The sequence below is a fragment of the Verrucomicrobiaceae bacterium genome, assembly GCA_016713035.1.
Taxonomy (GTDB): domain Bacteria; phylum Verrucomicrobiota; class Verrucomicrobiia; order Verrucomicrobiales; family Verrucomicrobiaceae; genus Prosthecobacter.
Genome location: JADJPW010000001.1, coordinates 1440005 through 1457352, shown reverse-complemented (window position 1 = coordinate 1457352; position 17348 = coordinate 1440005). Strand labels below are relative to the sequence as shown.

Genomic DNA, 17348 nt, shown 5'->3' with positions numbered 1-17348 from the left:
TGAAGTAGCTTTCTACTGTCGTATGACTCCCATCACCATGCCTGCGCCCAAGCCTGTCGATCCCGCTGAAGTCCCTGCTCTCGCTCGCGAGACGATCAAGAATGCCAAATTCCCCATCCTCGCCACTTGCGATGGCGATCAACCGCGTGCACGGCCTGTATCGCCCGTCCGAGTCGAAGGATTCGTCATCTACATCGCGAATCTGCGACGCTACGGCAAGACGCGTGAGCTTGCGACCAACCCCAAGGCCGAAATCTGCTACACCGATGATCAGCACAACCAAGTGCGCATCACCGCCCGCGCGGAGATCCTCACGGATCGTCCACTGCTGGAGGAAATCTGGTCCACCAATCCGCTCCTGCGTGCCTACCTCGGTAGCATCGACAATCCAGAGCTCATCATTTACCGCTTCACGCCAGAACGCGTCCGCTACATGCGGGAGTGGGCTCTGGAGTACTTTGAAGTGCCGATTTGAATGTCCCACTGGCTGGCGTGCGTAAAGGGCTGTGCATGCACCGCATCCTCCTCACCTGCCTCTTGGCCCTGCCAGCCTTCGCCGAGGATCTCCCGCTGCTACGAGATCTAAGTCGCTCCAATTTGCTGCAAATCGACAGCAGCGGCAAAATCGCTCAAACTGCCGCAGAATGGCAAAAACGACGAAATGCGGCTCTGGAGGGCTTTCAGGCCGTAGCAGGTCGATTGCCAGGAAAAGAGCTGCGCTGCGAATTGGAGCCCAAAATCATCGAAGAGACGGATTGTGGCTCCTACGTGCGGCGCTTCATCGAATACAGCTCTCAGCCCGGAGGCCGCGTGCCCGCATGGCTCTGTGTGCCGAAAAAAGCTCTCACAGGTGCCAAGCTGCCCGCGGTGCTCTGCCTGCACCCCACAGAGAACAAGATCGGTCACGATGTCGTCGTCGGACTTGGTGGCAAACCACACCGGCAATATGCCTCTGAGCTCGCTGAACGTGGCTTCGTCACTCTGGCACCGAGTTATCCGCTGTTAGCGAAGTATCAGCCCGATTTGAAAGCTCTGAACATGCCCAGTGGCACGATCAAAGCGATCTGGGACAACATTCGCGGCCTCGACTACCTCGAAACATTGCCCTTTGTCGATGTCGCTGCCGGTTTCGCCGCTATCGGTCATTCGCTCGGCGGACATAACAGCATTTACACAGCCAGCTTTGAGCCACGAATCAAAGTGGTGGTGACCAGCTGCGGCTTTGACAGCCTGCTCGATTACTATGGCGGGAATATCAAAGGCTACGTGCAAGAGCGCTACATGCTAGGGATCGAAAAATACCTCGGCAGACCGCAGGATGTGCCGTGGGACTACTATGAACTCATCGCAGCGCTGGCACCGCGCCACGTCTTTGTGAATGCGCCGCTGCGGGATGCGAACTTCCGCCACGGTAGCGTGGATCGCATCGCCGCTGCCGCAGAGCCCGTCTTCCAGCTCCACGCCGCCCCAGGCCGACTCATCGTGCGCCACCCAGATAGCGAGCACGACTTCCCAGACCAGGAACGTCTGGAATCCTACGAGCTGATCGAGCGGGTGCTGAGGGGGAAGTGAGTTACTTCCGCACGAGAAGCGAGTGGCCTGTCATTTCGGCAGGTTGTTTCACACCGAGCATGTCGAGCAGGGTCGGAGCCACATCGGCGAGGATGCCGGGACGCACTGTATAGCTCGCTGCATCAGCGGCGACGTAGATGCCGTGGACGAGGTTTGTGGTGTGTGCGGTGTGCGGGCTGCCATCGGGGTTGCGCATTTGCTCGCAGTTGCCGTGATCAGCGGTGATGAAGAGCTTGCCACCAAGTTCGAGCACCTTTTCCACGATGAGCCGCACCCCGAAGTCGATGGTCTCACAGGCATGAATGCCAGCCTCGATGACACCCGTGTGGCCGACCATGTCGGGATTGGCGAAATTCATGATGACGGCGTCGTAGCTTTCGAGACGGCGCAAGACCTCAAAAGTGAGGTCTGGGGCACTCATCTGCGGCTTTTTATCGTAGGTAGGGACTTCCTTTGGAGAAATGGCCAAATAGCGGTCTTCACCAGGATTTGGCTCCTCGATGCCGCTGTTGAAGAAGAAGGTGACGTGTGGGTACTTCTCTGTTTCAGCGGCCCGGAGCTGCTTCAGACCAGCTGCGGCCAAGACTTGGCCCAGATTGTTATTCAGCGTCTCTGTGCTGAAAACAACGCGTGCGCCTAGCTCTGCATAAGTAGCGTCATACTCAGTAAGTGTGTAATAAGCCGTGCGTGGATGCACCTCGCGGTCGAAGCCCTCGAATCCGGTTTTCAAGAAAGCGTCACTGAGCTGCCGAGCACGATCTGCGCGGAAATTAAACCACAGGATCACATCTTCATCGCGGATACGCTGCTCATCGGCGTGGGAAAAGATCATGGGCAGGAGGAATTCATCTCCACGCTTCTCGGCGGCATAAGCGGCCTTGATGGCAGCGCTGGGTGCATCACTGTGCTTTTCACCGCGACCGAGGACGATGGCGTCCCAGGCGAGTTTGTTGCGCTCCCAGCGCTTATCACGGTCCATCGCGTAGTAGCGGCCGATGACGGTGGCGATTTTTGCCCCGCTGTTTTTCAAATCAGCCTCTAGCTTTGCCACATAAGCAGCACCGCCTGTGGGTGAGGTGTCGCGTCCATCGGTGATGGCGTGAACCAGAATATCAGTGACACCAGCGGCCTTTGCGGCATCGCAAAGCGCTGCTAGGTGATCCTGGTGTGAATGCACGCCTCCATCGCTCACCAAGCCCAAAAGGTGAAGGCGGCGGCCTTTGGCTTTTGCGAAGGCCTCGACGAGGGCGGGCATCTTCGCCAATTCACCCTCGCGGATGCTTTTATTGATTCGGGTGAGGTCCTGATAAACAATGCGGCCAGCACCCAGATTCAGGTGACCGACTTCACTGTTCCCCATCTGCCCATCAGGCAGGCCCACGTCCTCGCCGCTGCCGCTGATCGTGGACCAGGGGTATTTGGCATAAAGTTGGTCATGAAAAGGAGTGCGAGCAAGCAGCGTGGCGTCGCCATTGGCTTGAGCTTGAGCCTTGCCGCCGGGATGAATGCCCCAGCCGTCACGAATGATGAGAACAACAGGTTTTTTGGTCATGGATGTCTTGTTGATGGGTCAGGATGACTCTGCCGTCAAGATGCTGTCGTCGCGTCAAGGGCGGAATCGACTCATCGCTGTCCGATTGCTGGCGAAGTGATGACATCCACCTTCAAATCACGCATGGAGCATATTTCTGCGTCTCCGCCGTGGTCGATCCTGCGCATGCGCCGTGCTCCATCCTGCCGCTTTGATCCATAGCGACGACGTTGCGCCTTAAACATCGCGTTCACAAACTCACGCGTCCCCAATACGGCTCCATCGGTGAAATACCTCACTCGGCACCTCAGTGCCTCCGCTACCGAAAGTCGCCCCTTGGCTTTCTCCACGCGCTCCCGCGCTGCTTCACTGATGCGGCCGCGTGGCGTGCCATCGGCGTTCGTTTTGACCGCCGTGCCCCAGGTAAAGAGCATCACTCGATAGCGCTCGAGAAGCTCTGCGCTGCTGACATGGCGGAGACTCTCTCTCAAGCGTGCTCGCACGGCTACCTCCAGCCCCTGACGGGCTGTTTTGCTGCCTCCAACGGCCTGTGCGTAGCCACACCACCGGTAGTCCTTGGGGTCGCTCACTAGCTTTGCCCTGACTGGATTGAGATCCACATACGCCGCGCACATCGCTAGGGCATCGCCACCACCCTCGATGAGGGTGCTCTTATACCGCTCCTCCCACAACGTGCCTTTGCGCTGGTGCTTTTTATTGAACCACTGGGTGAAGCGCTGCTTCAGGGACTTCATAAAGGCAGAGATGTCCCACATCCGCTCGCGAAAGCCATCCAGGATCGCATTGGCAGCGTCATGCGCTTTGATTTTGCGATAGAGATCGATCTCAGCCTGGATCTGCCCCGCTACATTCTTCCCGAAGGCCCTGCGCACAACCCTGAGTACCTCGGCATCGGTTGGCGGCGTATCGGGTCTGCGCGGCACCTCGACGATGACATGGAAGTGGTTAGAGAGCACACAAAAGGTGACGACGCGGACTTGGCAGAGAGTTTCATACATGCGCAAGAAGTGCACAAACTGCTCACGTTCCTCTGCGAGGATCACGAAGCGACGATCGACGACGCGGGAGACGCAGTGGTAATAAGCGACGGGGAAGTGAGAGGGAGCCTTGAGGCGGGCTTGGCGCATGCGGGGGAGGTAGGCAGGGAGTCAGGGGTGGCAAGTGGAATGTAATAAAAGGACAGTCCTTTTATTGCTTCATCAACGTGATGTTGAGCGGATGGATCGGATGGATTGTTGGTTGGTTAAGCTGCCTTGACGTTGTGGCGGCTTTGCTTTACGCCCTCTCTTCTTACCCTTTGCTCATTCGCTTTAATCATCATGCGCTTCGCTATCTGCAACGAAACTTATCAATCCGGGACCTTCGACGATATGTGCGCCGATGTCGCGGCGGCAGGCTATACGGGGATCGAGTTGGCTCCGTTCACGCTGGCTGAGGATCCTCGTTTGCTGGCTGAGGCGGATGCGGTCTCGCTCTGTTCGAAGGCTAAAAACCATGGGTTGGAAATCCTGGGCTTGCATTGGTTGCTGACAAAGCCGTCTTGGTTCCATATCACGACGCCGGATGTGCTTCAGCGCCGGGAGACGGCAAAGTTTGGTCGTCATTTGGTTCGGCTTTGTGCGGCGATGGGCGGCAAAATCATGGTCTGGGGGAGCCCGAAGGCTCGAAACACGCTGCCGGAGTGGAGTTATGAGGACGCTTTCGCTCGTGCTGCGGATACCGTGCGTGAAGTCGCTCTTGAGGCAGGTAAGTATGGGGTGACTCTTGCGATGGAGCCACTAGGGCGGAAGGAAACGAATTTTCTGAATACCGCAGAGGAGACGATTCGGTTCTGTAAACAGGTCGATCACCCTGCTTGTAAGTTACACCTTGATGTGAAGGCGATGAGTGATGAATCCAAGTCTATCCCGGACATAATTCGAGATAGCAGGGATTGGTTTGTCCATTTCCATACGAATGATCCCAATTTACGCGGCCCAGGCCAGGGCGAGGTGAAGTATGAACCGATTATTGCTGCGTTGCGTGAGGTGAACTACACGGGGTGGTTGAGCACGGAGGTGTTTGATTACAAACCGGATGCACCCACCATCGCTCGGCAGAGCATCGAGTACCTGAAAAAGGTGATGGGCTAATGGCGGCGATGAAAAAAGCCCTTCATCTCTCGTCGTTTTTTTGGGTGGTTTTTTTGAGTTTTCCTTGGGCTTGGCTGGCCGCTGAGGATCACTTTCTCATTCGTTCTTGGCAGTCGGAGGATGGGCTTCCGAGTAATAATATTCGCTCGCTGGCACAATCACTAGATGGGTATTTGTGGATTGCGACTGCGGAGGGTGTGGTCGAGTTTGATGGTGTGCGTTTTTCCTCAGTTGCGTGGGAGCAGACGGCTCGATTGGGCGGCACCCAGCCGCCCAGGGCCGTTTTTGCGCTGGAGAATGGTCAGGTATGGATCGCAACGCTGCGAGGTGAGCTGTGGAAATGGTCGGGTGGGCAAATGCTGAAAGTCTGGGAAGAGGAGGAGGCGGTGCAGGAGTCGCGGCGGGTAAAAAGAATGATCAGTGAGGGGGCTGATGAGGTGTGGATCGAGTGTGCCGATGGTGTGTACTGCGCAAGTGGAGATGGGGAACCGGTGAGGGTGAGTGCCTATCCAGATCGCCTCAAACGGGAGGGTAGTGTGCCGGGTGTAATGATGGAAACGGGTGAGACTTTGGAGATGACAGATCGACAAGGGAATCGCTGGCGGCGGACGGAGGCCAGTGGGCTGGCAGTGGCTATCTCGGGCGAGGTGGAGCGAGTTTTGAGGGCGTTTTCAGAGGGAGTGGTTGTCTCTGCGCTGCTGGAAGACTGCGAAGGCAATGTATGGGTGGCCACGAATGGCAGCGGGCTTTTTCAAATCCGAACACGGCGTGTACAGGTTATCGATACGGCAGATGGAATCACGGACCGGAAGGTGCGTGCATTACTGGAGGACCGTAGAGGAGGGCTGTGGGCGGCGAATCGGAGTGGGGGCATCGATCTTATCCAGGCGGGTGGGGTTGAGTCCTTTGCGCTGGGGGAACCTACGAAGTCGAAGCCTGTATCATGCCTTTGTGAAGACGGTGATGGGGTGTTGTGGGTGGGGACAGAAGGTGGTGCAGTCTATCGTCGATCCAGCAGCGGCTTTGAGACAATGACAGGCGATAAACCCTGGATGCGTAAGCTCGGGGCAATGATCGCGGACCGTGATGGCAATCTCTGGCTTGGTGGAGCGGATGGCTTGGCTGTGTGGGAAAAGGGGACCGTGCGGCATTTGGGTCCAGGGCAGGGGATACCTGAGCAGCAGATCACGGCGTTGGCTCTGGATGCTGATGGAGTGCTTTATGTGGGTACGGTACAGGGGGCTGTGTTGCGTCAAAGCAGCGGCCATTTCGAGCAGATCGTGCAGACGGCTGGGGCGGCAGTTTCTGCGCTACTGTTGGAAAGTGGTGGAACTGTCTGGGTGACGACTTTGGGCGAGGGGCTGTATCTTTATCTTCATGGTCGCCAGATTCGCATTGCGGCGAAGGAGGCGCTGCCGGATGAGCGGCTGACATGTGTTCTGGATGATGGAGCGGGCTTTATGTGGTTGGGGTCTTTGGCCGGTATTTTCCGGGTAGCTAAAGCGGATTTGCTGGAGATCGCGGCGGGGCGGCGTGCACACGCGGAATGGATTCACCTGGACCGTGCGGATGGGATGACTTCACGCGAGTGCACAGGAGCTTTTCAGCCTGCTGGCTGGAGGGGGCGTGATGGCACTCTGTGGTTTCCGACGGTTCACGGGATCGCGACGATTCGACCGCCACAGTTCACATTAAATCGAGAGCCGCCAAAGGTGAGGATAGAAAAAGTGACCGCGAATGGCCAAGTTGGCTCGCTGTCCGAAGCTAGACTGCAAACAGGTCCAGGCCGTTCGCGGCTGGAGTTTCACTTTACGGCACCGAGTTTTGCTGCGGCGGAGAAGGTACGATTCCGTACTCGGCTAGAGGGATTGCAGTCAGACTGGCAGGATGTTGGATCTCAGCGCTCCGTGTTTTACGAGTCCGTACCGCCGGGGGATTATGTGTTTCAGGTGCTGGCAGCCAATAATGACCGTGTTTGGAGTGAGAGGGCTGCTACATTCGCAGTACAGGTCAGGCCACATTTTTATGAAACTGTCTGGTTTCAGACCCTGGCGGTGTTGGGCGTGGTGGGTGTAGCTTTTGGTGTGGGTGGGATGATTGCTCGGGCTCGGGCGCGGATGAAGTTGCTGCGTTTGGAGGCTCAAACGGGATTATTGATGGAGCGAGAGCGGATCGCGCAGGACTTGCATGATGATTTGGGTGCGAGTTTGACCGAAATATCGCTTTTAGCCGGCCTAGCAGTAGAGAGTGCGAGTACGGCGAAAATTCCTGTCATTGCTGGTAAAGCGCAGCAACTGGTCAGCACTCTCGATGAGATCGTATGGGCGGTAAATCCTCGACATGACACTTTGGCGTCGTTTGCGGAATATGTGTCCGCATCTGCAGCAGAGATGATCGAGGTGAGTGGGCTCGCTTTGAGGCTGGAACGTTCGACAGAGCTGCCGGAGGTGCCATTAGACTCAGTGCAGCGGCATGCGCTGTTTTTGGCTGTTCGAGAGGCCTTGAATAATGCCGTGAAGCACTCTGGAGCAAGCGAGGTGCGGCTGAGTATTGATTTCACGGCGAATCGACTCGTCATCATGATCATGGATGATGGCCAAGGATTCTCCGCAACGACATCACATCACAGCGAAGGCTTGCGTAACATGCAGAATCGCCTCGCAGGCATCGGCGGCACCTGCCAAATCGAGAGCGGCACCGGTGGCACTATGGTGAAGTTTACGCTGCGGGTGGATGAAATGTAATGACAGCCCTCGTTCTGTGAAGCCATAACTAGATCGCCGCATGACCTCCATCTCCATCGTCGAAGACAATCCCGGGCTCGGGGAGAGCCTGCGAGCAGTCGTGGATAGTACACCGGATTGCCGCTGCATCGGACTATGGCAGAGTGGTGAGGCGGCATTGAGAGACTTGCCTGCATTGAAGCCCGATGTCGTGCTCATGGATATTCATCTGCCGGGCATCTCAGGCATTGAGACGACCGCCAGATTGAAAATGCAGCATCCTGATGTGCTGGTGATGATGGTCACCGTGTATCGCGACCACGATAAGATCTTCGAAGCACTCAAGGCTGGTGCTAGCGGCTACCTGCTGAAGCGCTCGTCGCCCGCTGAGGTGCGCAAAGCTATCATGGAGCTTCGGGAAGGTGGTGCCCCCATGAGCGCCGAGATCGCTCGGCGCGTGGTGGAGGCGTTTCATAGGCCCGCCGTGCCATCAAGCGATGCGGCCAAGCTCTCCAAACGGGAAACCGAGATTCTCGAATTGCTCTCCCAAGGCCACGCGAACAAGGAAATCGCCCACCGCCTAAGCCTCAGCATCGAGACCGTGCGAGTGCATCTGAAGCGCATTTATGACAAGCTGCACGTCCACTCCCGGACCGAAGCCGCGATGAAGTTCCGCGACCTGAATCGCGGTCCGGGCACGATTTGATCCGAAGGGCTGGACGCGGGGTGGTTAACCCGTTTGGGGTAATTGCTGAAAAGGATAATTCCGATCACGATGGGGGCTGTTCTTTTTGCCCTTATGATGAGTTTCCTTACTGCGATGATTCCGTTTCTGCCGGCTTCCAAATTCGTCGTGAATAGCAACGCCACAAATTGGCGGGTGAGTAGCAGGCGACAGTGGGCATTACGCATCGCATTGGTCGCGGCGCTTGGATTGATGGGTGTCTGCAACCAACCAGTCCGCGCAGCTAGTGGAGCATGGACGGGCTTGACGGATTCAACTTGGGCCGGCGCAAACTGGAGTGCTACGCCAGTTCCTGGCACAGGAGATTCGGCCACCTTCAACAATGATGGCAACGGCAATACCACCATTGATCTCGGCACTGGCCTCACAGTCGCCACCGTCATATTCGACACTGCCAGCGCAGCTGCCTTCACCCTTGGCTCCGGTGGTGTCGGTGCGCAAACACTCACCTTAGATACGACTGGCGCCATCACCATGAACAGCACCGTGGCTGCCAATCAGTTGGTCAATGCCAACCTCACCCTGGGCACCGCCATCACAGGGACCACCACGATCAACAACAGCAGCACCACCAACAGCCTGACCATCGCTGGCAACATCCTCGGTGGCACAGGCGGCGCAGCAGGCACGAAAACCCTCAACATCGGAGGAACCGCTGGAGCGGTCAATATAACGGGCACGATCAATAAAGGCGGTGCCTCCGCGATCAATGTGATCAATAACGGCACTGGTAACGTCACTCTCACTGGGAGTGGCACCAGCTCACTAGGCACACTGCGTGCTGTGGCTGGTGGCACCATCACCGTGAACAATGCCAGCGCCAATATTACGGTGGCCTCAGCTTCGACTTTTGGAGGTGGCAGCACTCAAAATGGAAAACTGATCGTCACGGCAGGCACCGTTGCTTTTAGTGGCGGCATTTCCACCTCCGCAAACACGCCCGACGGGTCAGGCATCGTCATCAACGGTGGAACCTTCAGTGCTTCCACCGTTTCTCTCACTCGAACCTATAACTTCTCCACTACTGGCGGAGCCACCACCAGCACAGCTCGGAACATGGGCACCAGCGGATTCCAGGTCAATAACGCCACGGCCACCGTAGCAGGAGCAGTGAACCTTGCCGGATCAAACTCTGCTGCGAGCGGACAAGTGAGTGGCACCGGTAGTCTTACCATTGGCGGCGAACTCACCATCGGTGCGGCGAACAACACACGCACAACTCTCTTTCAAGTCACCGGCGGCACACTCACCAACACCGATACCGCTGGTGGCGGCATCGTCATCGGTAAGGGCTCAGCCACCTATGCTTCTTCCGGCGAGCTATTGCTCACAGGAGGCACCACTACCACGGAGAAAATCACCTTTGGCATGACCGGTGGCTTTGCAGGTTCTTATGGCAATCTGACGCTGAATGGAGCATCGGCAAATCTCTACATTGGCAGCGGCGGTATCGTGAAGGCCACGACCAATGCCTACACAGACAGCATCAATCTTACGGCAGGAACACTCGCAGCCAAGGCTGATTGGTCCTCCTCAATGGCGATGAACCTCAATGGCACTGGCGTGATCATCAAAGCTGCTGACGCCGCTGATGCAGCACACGACATCACACTTTCAGGCGTCCTCTCAGGTGCCAATGGTTTCACAAAAACGGGAAATGGCACCCTCACTCTGACCGGCACCAACACCTACGCCGGTGCGACCAATGTCACAGCCGGTGCCTTGCAGATCGGTAGTGGCGGCGTTGGCACCAGTGGCACCGGCGCAGTCACCGTGGCCAGTGGAGCTAGCTTGCTGGGCACAGGCATCGTGCAGGGCAGTAGTTTCACTGTATCCAGCGGATCAATCATCCATGCGGGCGATGGTGTGGCATCGACGGACTATGGCACACTTACCTTCACACCTGCATCTGGTAGCGGCACATTCGACTTTCAATCCGGCAGCAGCACCATTTTGGGCATCAGTCCTGGTTCAACCTCAGACAAGCTGGTTTTCACTGGCACTGGCACCAACACACTTCTTTTTAATGGCAATCTCTCGATCCTTCCATCGACGCTCTCACCCTTAGGGCCGGAGGTTTTTGATCTCATGGACTGGACAGGTCTGGGAGCTTCTCCCACTTTTGCCTCACGCTTTCTCGCAGCCTCTTATAGTGGGCTGATTATGGGCAATGGAGATGACAATCTCGGCTTCGATCTGCCCGACATCAGCGGCACTGGCTACGGCTGGGACATCAGCAGCTTCACCACAGACGGCTCCATTGCCATCGTCGCTGTGCCCGAGCCTTCACGGGCTCTACTGCTAATCTGCGGTATCGCCAGTTTGATGCTCCGTCGTCGTCGGGTGCCCATTTGAAAAGGTGGCACAGCATCACCCGATTGAGATAATTGGAGGCTGCTTAAAGCTGTAGCCAGCGCCCGTAGGATTCACTTCAGCCATGAAGTTCACTTTCCTCCTCATCTACCTCATCTTTTTCACCTCGTTGGCCCGTGCTGACGAAGTGCGCCTGACTGAGCAGGATGCATATGCTGTAATCGACAACGGCCTGCTCTCCGTCACTCTTCACAAAGCCAGCGCCACGCTTTCCTCCATGAAGTATCGCGGCATGGAGATGATCGATCAGTCGGGTCGCCGCCAGAATGTTTATTTCAGCATGGACGGCACCACTCGCTACCGGCAGCCGAAGAATGCCGTCTTCACCGTGCAGCACTCCACGGCAGAGATGGTGGATGTCTCCTGCCACAATGCGTGGAAGGGCAAGGCGCAGGCTTTGGACATCGAGATCCACTTCGTCCTGCGCAGGGGCGATACGGGACTCTACGCCTACGCCATTCTCGATCATCCGGCGACGTATCCTGAGACCGAGTGCAGCGAGTGGCGCATGGTTTGGCGCACGCCGCCGGAGACTCACGACTGGATCTGCGTGGACGCCCTCCGGCACTGGCGCATGCCTGATCCCGCCGACTACCTCACGGCGGAGAAGACACCCATCAAAGAGATCCTGAAACTCACGCAGGGGCCGCGTGCTGGGCACTACGATTGCAAATACGACTTCAATGCCAGCTATCACGAACTCGGCTGCTGGGGCCACGCCTATGCAGAGAAGAAGACCGGTGCCTGGATCGTCTGCGGAGGCTACGATTTCTTTAATGATGGCCCCACCAAGCGCGATCTCAATGCCGCCGCCCATGTGAATCACATTCACTTCGGCATGAACCACTACGAAGCCTCCAGGATCAAGGTGAAGGCGGGCGAGAAATGGAGCAAAATCTTTGGCCCCTACCTGCTCTACTGCAACACCGCCGTCGATGTCCCCGCCATGTGGGCCGATGCGCGTGAACGTGTGAAGAAGGAGAAGGCCCAGTGGCCCTATGCCTGGCTCACCGATCAGCCCCAATATCCCGCTGCAAAAGATCGTGGTGAAGTCACTGGACGCCTCATCATCCAAGACGCACAAAAACCCCAACTCACCGCCGCGAACGCTTGGATTGGCCTCGCCCAACCTGAGCCAGAGGGCAACTGGCAGCTCGAATCACGCCACTATCAATATTGGACCCGCGCCGATGCCGAAGGCCGCTTCACACTGCCCAGCATCCGTCCCGGCAAGCACACCCTCTACGCCTACACCGCCGGTGCCGTCGGCGAGTTCACAAAGGCGAACATCGAGGTCACCGCCGGAGAAACAACCACGCTGGGCGATCTCACCTGGCAGGTGCCGCATCACGGAAAACTCGTCTGGGAGATCGGCGTGCCCGACCGCACCGCCGCCGAGTTCGCTCATGGCGATGTCTATTTTCAGGGCTTCCTCTGGCAGCGCTTCAGCAATGCATTTCCGAACCCACTCGACTTCACCATCGGTCAAAGCACTGCCGCCAAAGACTGGAACTACGCCCAATGCGGATATGGCAAAGACAAGCTCCAGCCCTGGCCATGGCGCATCCACTTCCAGCTCGATGCCGCGCCCAAGAAGGACGCTGTGCTCACCCTCGCTATCGCCAGTGCCCACGGCGCACGCATCGACCTCCACCTCAACGACGACAAGAAGCCCCTCACCACGGTCAGACCCACTCAGCATGGCGGCAACGCCCTCATTCGCCAGAGCATCCTCGCCAAATACAGTGTCGAACACGTCCGCATCCCCGCCGCAAAACTCCGCGCAGGCAAAAACACCCTCACCCTCACGCAAACCAACGTCAAAGGCCCGGACCGTCATGTGATGTATGATTACCTGAGCTTGGAGCTGGAGTAGCTCAGGCTAACCCGTTCGGGGTAGTTGTGATTAAAACAATGAGGCTCATGATAAACTGTGTGGATCCTTGAAAGGCCAACCAATATCACCCATGAAGCTCGCCAACCTCCTCGCTCTCTTTGTTCTCAGCACCACCGCTTGGGCGGGTTTTGGCGTCAAAACGGGCGAGAAGCACTACACCGTGGATACCGGTGCCGGATTGGTTTTCAGTGTGTTGCAATCCAGCGGCAGCATCACCTCCATCAAGCTACACGGCACGGAACTGCATGGGCCGAAAAGCTCGGGCATTGCCTCGGGACTTGGCCCGGAAGGTACGAAGACGATGCTCTCGGTGAATGACCAACAAATCGTCATCACCGTCGCCACGGATGCTGCCAACGAAGTCGCGCAGAATCTCACGCACTACTACATCGTCCGCAAAGGCGAGAACACGATCTATATGGCTACGCACGCCGAGAAAGAGCCAAACGTGGGCGAGTTGCGCTGGATCACGCGGCTGAAAAGCGCACCCTTTCCATCGGCACCGAAGGGATCAGATCTGCGTGGCACCACTGGGGCCATCGAGTCCTCGGATGTCTTTGGTTTCGCGGACAAAACCAGCCGCAGCAAATACTACGGCAACGAGCGAGCGATGGACCTCGACATTCGTGGTGTCACGGGCAAAGGCGTCGGCGTTTTCATGGTCTATGGCAGCCGCGAAAGCTCCGCAGGTGGCCCATTCTTCCGCGACATCCAGAATCAAACCGGAGAGAACAATGCCGAGGTGTATAACTACATGAACTCCGGCCACAATCAGACGGAGCCCAACCGCCTCGGCGTGCTACATGGCCCCTACGCTCTCGTATTCACCGATGGCAGCACACCCGCTGCGCCGGATATGAGCTTCATCGCTCAGCTCGATCTCAAAGGCTATGTGAGTGCCGACAAACGCGGCAGTGTGAAGCTCGAAGCCCTGCACGGATGTGATGCCAAGCACGACTACCTCATCGGCCTCTCCAACAAAGACGCGCAGTATTGGGCCAAGGCCGACAAACCTTGCTCCGGCGTGAAGCCAGGCAACTACACGCTCCAAATCTATAAAGGCGAACTCATGGTTCACACGGCCGCTGTTACCGTCAAAGCAGGCGAAACCACCATCTTGCCGGCCATCACCATCACGCGTGATCCCGCACAAACCAACGCTCTCTGGCGCATCGGCGACTGGGACGGCACGCCGCTGGAGTTCCGCAATGGCGGCAAGATCTCCATGATGCATCCCTCCGATGTCCGTCAGGCTAAATGGGTAACAGGCGACTTCACCATCGGCACGAGCCCGCTCGCCGACTTCCCCGCCTACCAGTGGATGCGGGTCAATGGCACGCAGACCGTGAAGTTCAGCCTCACCCGCGAGCAACTCCGCAACTACAGCGTCCGCATCGGCCTTAGTGCCTCCTTTGCCGGAGCACGTCCGCGCCTTGCCATGAACTCGTGGACCTCGAAGCTGCAAAAGAACTCTGCCCAGCCCGACTCACGCTCCATCACCATCGGCACCTATCGCGGCAACAACGCCACCCACAGCTTCAGCGTGCCCGCCAGCGCCTTCGTGGAAGGCGTGAACACGCTGAAAATTTCCGTCGTCAGTGGTCGCTCAGCCGAGGGCTTCCTCAGTCCAGGCTATGCCATCGACTGCATCGATCTCTGCCCACAAAAATAGCTTTATCATCTTATGCTTCGCCTCACCCTCGCCCTGCTCATCACGCTTAGTCAGATTCATGCTGCTGAGTGGAAGTTCCACTTCACCGACGGCCTAGTGCAGCCCGGCTTCACACGCGTGGCACCAGACTCAGCCTACGATGCCAAGAATGGCTTTGGCCTCCTACCCGCAGGCACAGCGGAGTCTGCGACCTTTGCTCTCGATGTGGATGAGGGCAACTATGAGGTTACGCTGCGGCTGGGCCATCCCAGCAAAGCTACGAAGACCACCGTTTATGCCGAATCACGCCGAATGATGCTCCACGAGGTCGAAATGAAGCCCGGGCAGTTCGAAAACCTTGTTTTCACCGTCAATGTGCGCAAGCCGACTATCGCAGGCGGTGGCGTGACGGGACTCAAAGAGCGTGAAAAAGGCCCGCCACCCGTGCCAGACTGGGATGAGTGGCTTACGCTCGAATTTGTGGGCAAAGATGCAATCGTCTCCGCCATGCAGATTCGGCCGATCAAGGAAGCCGTGACCGTTTTTCTCGCTGGAGACTCCACTGTGACAGATCAGCCCTGGGGGCCGTTTTTCGGCTGGGGGCAGATGTTGCCGCGCTTTTTCAAATCGAGCGTCGCAGTGTCCAACCACGCCGAATCAGGCCTAGCACTGTTTTCTTTTGAGGGCAGTAGGCGCTTAAAGAAGATTCAGAGCATGATGAAGCCTGGTGATTACCTCTTTATTCAGTTTGGCCACAACGACCAAAAGGACAAGAGCAAGGACGCAGGCCCCTTTACGACCTACAAAGCAAATCTGAAGCGCTTCATCACTGCGGCGCGTGAAAAAGGTGGCCTGCCTGTGCTGGTGTCACCGATGGAGCGCCGTCGCTGGGACCGTGGCAAAATGGAGACCACTCTCGATGACTACGCTGAGGCCGTGCTTCAGGTGGGAGCGGAAGAAAAGGTGCCAGTGATCGATTTGCACGCGATGAGCATCGCTCTTTACCGTGCGCTAGGCCCCGAGGCGTCGAAAAAGGCCTTTGTTCATTTCCCGGCAAATACTTTTCCGAAGCAGGCTACAGCTTTGAGAGATGACACGCATCACGGAGCCTACGGTGGCTACGAATTAGCTCGCTGCATGGTCGAAGGCATCAAAAACCAGCTCCCAGAGCTTGCCAAGCACCTCGCTGAGGACGGCGGCAGCTTTGATCCCACCAAACCGGATGATGCAAGTAAGGTCATCATCCCATGGAATGTGAACGCGGGGCCGACGGTGAAGCCAGACGGGAACTGAGGTTTTGTGGATGTGTAAGTCCCATGCGCAATCTTGTTGGCGGGTGGGGAATCGCGCACTACTCCTTTGGCTCCTTCCCTTACCATGAAAGCCCTCGTCCTCACTGCCCCCTGCGAATTCAATTACGACATTTCTTTCCCTGAGCCTGCGCCATCCTCAGGCGAGGTGTTGGTCAAAGTACATGCCTGTGGCATCTGCGGCAGTGACATCCATGGCATGGATGGGAAAAGTGGCCGCAGGCAGATGCCCATCGTCATGGGCCATGAGGCAGCAGGCGAAATCATCGCTGTGGGTGATGGTGTGAGCGGTTGGAGTGTTGGGGAGCGTGTGACCTTTGATTCCACGGAGTATTGTGGCGAGTGTGAGGAGTGCCAGGCTGGCTTTGTGAATCTCTGCCCGAAGCGCAGGGTGCTGGGAGTCTCCCCAGGGGAGTATCGCCGTCATGGCTGCTTTGCGGAGCGTATTGCTCTGCCGACCCGCATTCTCTACCGCATCCCGGAATCCCTTTCGTATGAAAAGGCCGCATTTGCAGAGCCTGTGAGCATCGCATTGCACGCCGTGAATCTCGCCGACGGGATCGAAGTCGGTGAGGCTTTCGCTGAGGCAGAGGAAAAGGAAGTGGGCCACTGCCACGAAGGTGGTTGTGACTGCCACGGTGAGGAAAGTGGCCAGGGTGGCACGGCAGTCGTGGTGGGGGCAGGATTGATCGGGCTGCTCGTCATTCAGGCTCTGAAGGCTCGTGGCTGGGAGCGCGTGATTGCGGTCGATCTCGATGAAAAGAGGCTCGAACTGGCGAAAAAACTGGGCGCGAGTGATGCCTTCCACGCGAAGCAAGAAAACTTGGCCAAGCATTTGCGCGAGATTTGTGGTGGAGACGGTGCGGATGCGAGTTTTGAGGTCGTGGGAGCTGCTGCGCCGCTGGATCTCGCGATTCGCAGTGTGCGAAAGGGTGGCCAAGTCATCCTCATTGGTAATTTGCAGCCGAATACACCATTTCCGCTGCAAGAGGTGGTCACGCGACAGATCACGATCAAGGGGAGTTGCTCCTGTGCGGGTGAATATCCAGAGGCGATTCGTCGCATCGAAGATGGGAGCATCCAGGTGGAGCCGCTGCTCAGTGCCACCGCGCCACTCAGTGAGGGCGCAGACTGGTTTCAGCGCCTCTATGATAATAAAGAAGGCCTGCTCAAAGTGGTACTGAAGCCGGAGGCTTGAGTTAGAGTGGTATCATACATGTGCATTTGCCCCATACAGCTTTTGCATAGTGAGGCGCAACTTGCGCCAGGGCTTTTCATGGACGCTGGTTGAAGCCAAATGCTGGCTTCGACATGGTATGAGTGGGCTCACAAACAAGCCCTTACATCCTATGAAAGCCTATCTATTGAAAGTGTCGTCCTTAGCCTGTCTGTT

General features: G+C 57.2%; 12 protein-coding genes. 10 read left to right on the top strand and 2 right to left on the bottom strand.

The features are described 5' to 3' along the window. Positions 1-31: 31 nt before the first annotated feature. Complete coding sequence (locus IPK32_06250; GenBank protein ID MBK8091582.1) at positions 32-475, top strand: pyridoxamine 5'-phosphate oxidase family protein; 444 nt, start codon at positions 32-34, stop codon at positions 473-475. Between the two features lie 35 nt (positions 476-510). Further along, complete coding sequence (locus IPK32_06245; protein ID MBK8091581.1) at positions 511-1572, top strand: alpha/beta hydrolase; 1062 nt, start codon at positions 511-513, stop codon at positions 1570-1572. A 1-nt stretch (position 1573) separates the two neighbouring features. On the opposite strand, the gene IPK32_06240 is transcribed toward IPK32_06245, so the two are convergent. Both IPK32_06240 and IPK32_06235 read right to left on the bottom strand, forming a co-directional pair. Next, positions 1574-3124 (bottom strand): 2,3-bisphosphoglycerate-independent phosphoglycerate mutase, encoded by a 1551-nt coding sequence (locus tag IPK32_06240; protein ID MBK8091580.1) that lies wholly within the window; start codon positions 3122-3124, stop codon positions 1574-1576. 71 nt (positions 3125-3195) lie between these two features. Beyond that, positions 3196-4251 carry a transposase gene (locus IPK32_06235; GenBank protein ID MBK8091579.1) on the bottom strand — a complete coding sequence of 352 codons (1056 nt, stop codon included), beginning with the start codon at positions 4249-4251 and terminating at the stop codon, positions 3196-3198. 192 nt (positions 4252-4443) lie between these two features. On the opposite strand from IPK32_06235, the gene IPK32_06230 reads away from it, so the two are divergent. The 8 genes from IPK32_06230 (at position 4444) to IPK32_06195 (ending at position 17153) form a co-directional block, all read left to right on the top strand. Then, complete coding sequence (locus IPK32_06230; GenBank protein MBK8091578.1) at positions 4444-5256, top strand: sugar phosphate isomerase/epimerase; 813 nt, start codon at positions 4444-4446, stop codon at positions 5254-5256. Next, on the top strand, positions 5256-8000 hold the full coding sequence (locus tag IPK32_06225) for a hypothetical protein (GenBank protein ID MBK8091577.1): 2745 nt from the start codon (positions 5256-5258) through the stop codon (positions 7998-8000). The genes IPK32_06230 and IPK32_06225 overlap by 1 nt, the downstream gene beginning before the upstream one ends. A gap of 40 nt (positions 8001-8040) precedes the next feature. Beyond that, on the top strand, positions 8041-8685 hold the full coding sequence (locus tag IPK32_06220; GenBank protein ID MBK8091576.1) for a response regulator transcription factor: 645 nt from the start codon (positions 8041-8043) through the stop codon (positions 8683-8685). Positions 8686-8778: 93 nt separating this feature from the next. Further along, positions 8779-11079, top strand: coding sequence for an autotransporter-associated beta strand repeat-containing protein (locus tag IPK32_06215; protein ID MBK8091575.1), 2301 nt, complete (start codon positions 8779-8781; stop codon positions 11077-11079). An 82-nt stretch (positions 11080-11161) separates the two neighbouring features. Next, positions 11162-12973, top strand: coding sequence for a hypothetical protein (locus IPK32_06210; protein ID MBK8091574.1), 1812 nt, complete (start codon positions 11162-11164; stop codon positions 12971-12973). A gap of 91 nt (positions 12974-13064) precedes the next feature. Beyond that, positions 13065-14666 carry a hypothetical protein gene (locus IPK32_06205; GenBank protein ID MBK8091573.1) on the top strand — a complete coding sequence of 534 codons (1602 nt, stop codon included), beginning with the start codon at positions 13065-13067 and terminating at the stop codon, positions 14664-14666. A 12-nt stretch (positions 14667-14678) separates the two neighbouring features. Beyond that, the gene (locus IPK32_06200; protein MBK8091572.1) at positions 14679-15938 is read left to right on the top strand and encodes a rhamnogalacturonan acetylesterase; all 1260 of its coding nucleotides are present in this window, start codon (positions 14679-14681) and stop codon (positions 15936-15938) included. 84 nt (positions 15939-16022) lie between these two features. Then, complete coding sequence (locus IPK32_06195) at positions 16023-17153, top strand: galactitol-1-phosphate 5-dehydrogenase (protein ID MBK8091571.1); 1131 nt, start codon at positions 16023-16025, stop codon at positions 17151-17153. Positions 17154-17348: the final 195 nt, after the last annotated feature.

What these genes read in the sequence shown, in the direction of transcription:
- IPK32_06195 (MBK8091571.1), top strand. Translation starts at nt 16,023, where the DNA reads ATGAAAGCCCTCGTCCTCACTGCCCCCTGCGAATTCAATTACGACATT.
- IPK32_06220 (MBK8091576.1), top strand. Translation starts at nt 8,041, where the DNA reads ATGACCTCCATCTCCATCGTCGAAGACAATCCCGGGCTCGGGGAGAGC.
- IPK32_06230 (MBK8091578.1), top strand. Translation starts at nt 4,444, where the DNA reads ATGCGCTTCGCTATCTGCAACGAAACTTATCAATCCGGGACCTTCGAC.
- IPK32_06245 (MBK8091581.1), top strand. Translation starts at nt 511, where the DNA reads ATGCACCGCATCCTCCTCACCTGCCTCTTGGCCCTGCCAGCCTTCGCC.
- IPK32_06200 (MBK8091572.1), top strand. Translation starts at nt 14,679, where the DNA reads ATGCTTCGCCTCACCCTCGCCCTGCTCATCACGCTTAGTCAGATTCAT.
- IPK32_06225 (MBK8091577.1), top strand. Translation starts at nt 5,256, where the DNA reads ATGGCGGCGATGAAAAAAGCCCTTCATCTCTCGTCGTTTTTTTGGGTG.
- IPK32_06210 (MBK8091574.1), top strand. Translation starts at nt 11,162, where the DNA reads ATGAAGTTCACTTTCCTCCTCATCTACCTCATCTTTTTCACCTCGTTG.
- IPK32_06215 (MBK8091575.1), top strand. Translation starts at nt 8,779, where the DNA reads ATGATGAGTTTCCTTACTGCGATGATTCCGTTTCTGCCGGCTTCCAAA.
- IPK32_06235 (MBK8091579.1), bottom strand. Translation starts at nt 4,251, where the DNA reads ATGCGCCAAGCCCGCCTCAAGGCTCCCTCTCACTTCCCCGTCGCTTAT.
- IPK32_06240 (MBK8091580.1), bottom strand. Translation starts at nt 3,124, where the DNA reads ATGACCAAAAAACCTGTTGTTCTCATCATTCGTGACGGCTGGGGCATT.
- IPK32_06205 (MBK8091573.1), top strand. Translation starts at nt 13,065, where the DNA reads ATGAAGCTCGCCAACCTCCTCGCTCTCTTTGTTCTCAGCACCACCGCT.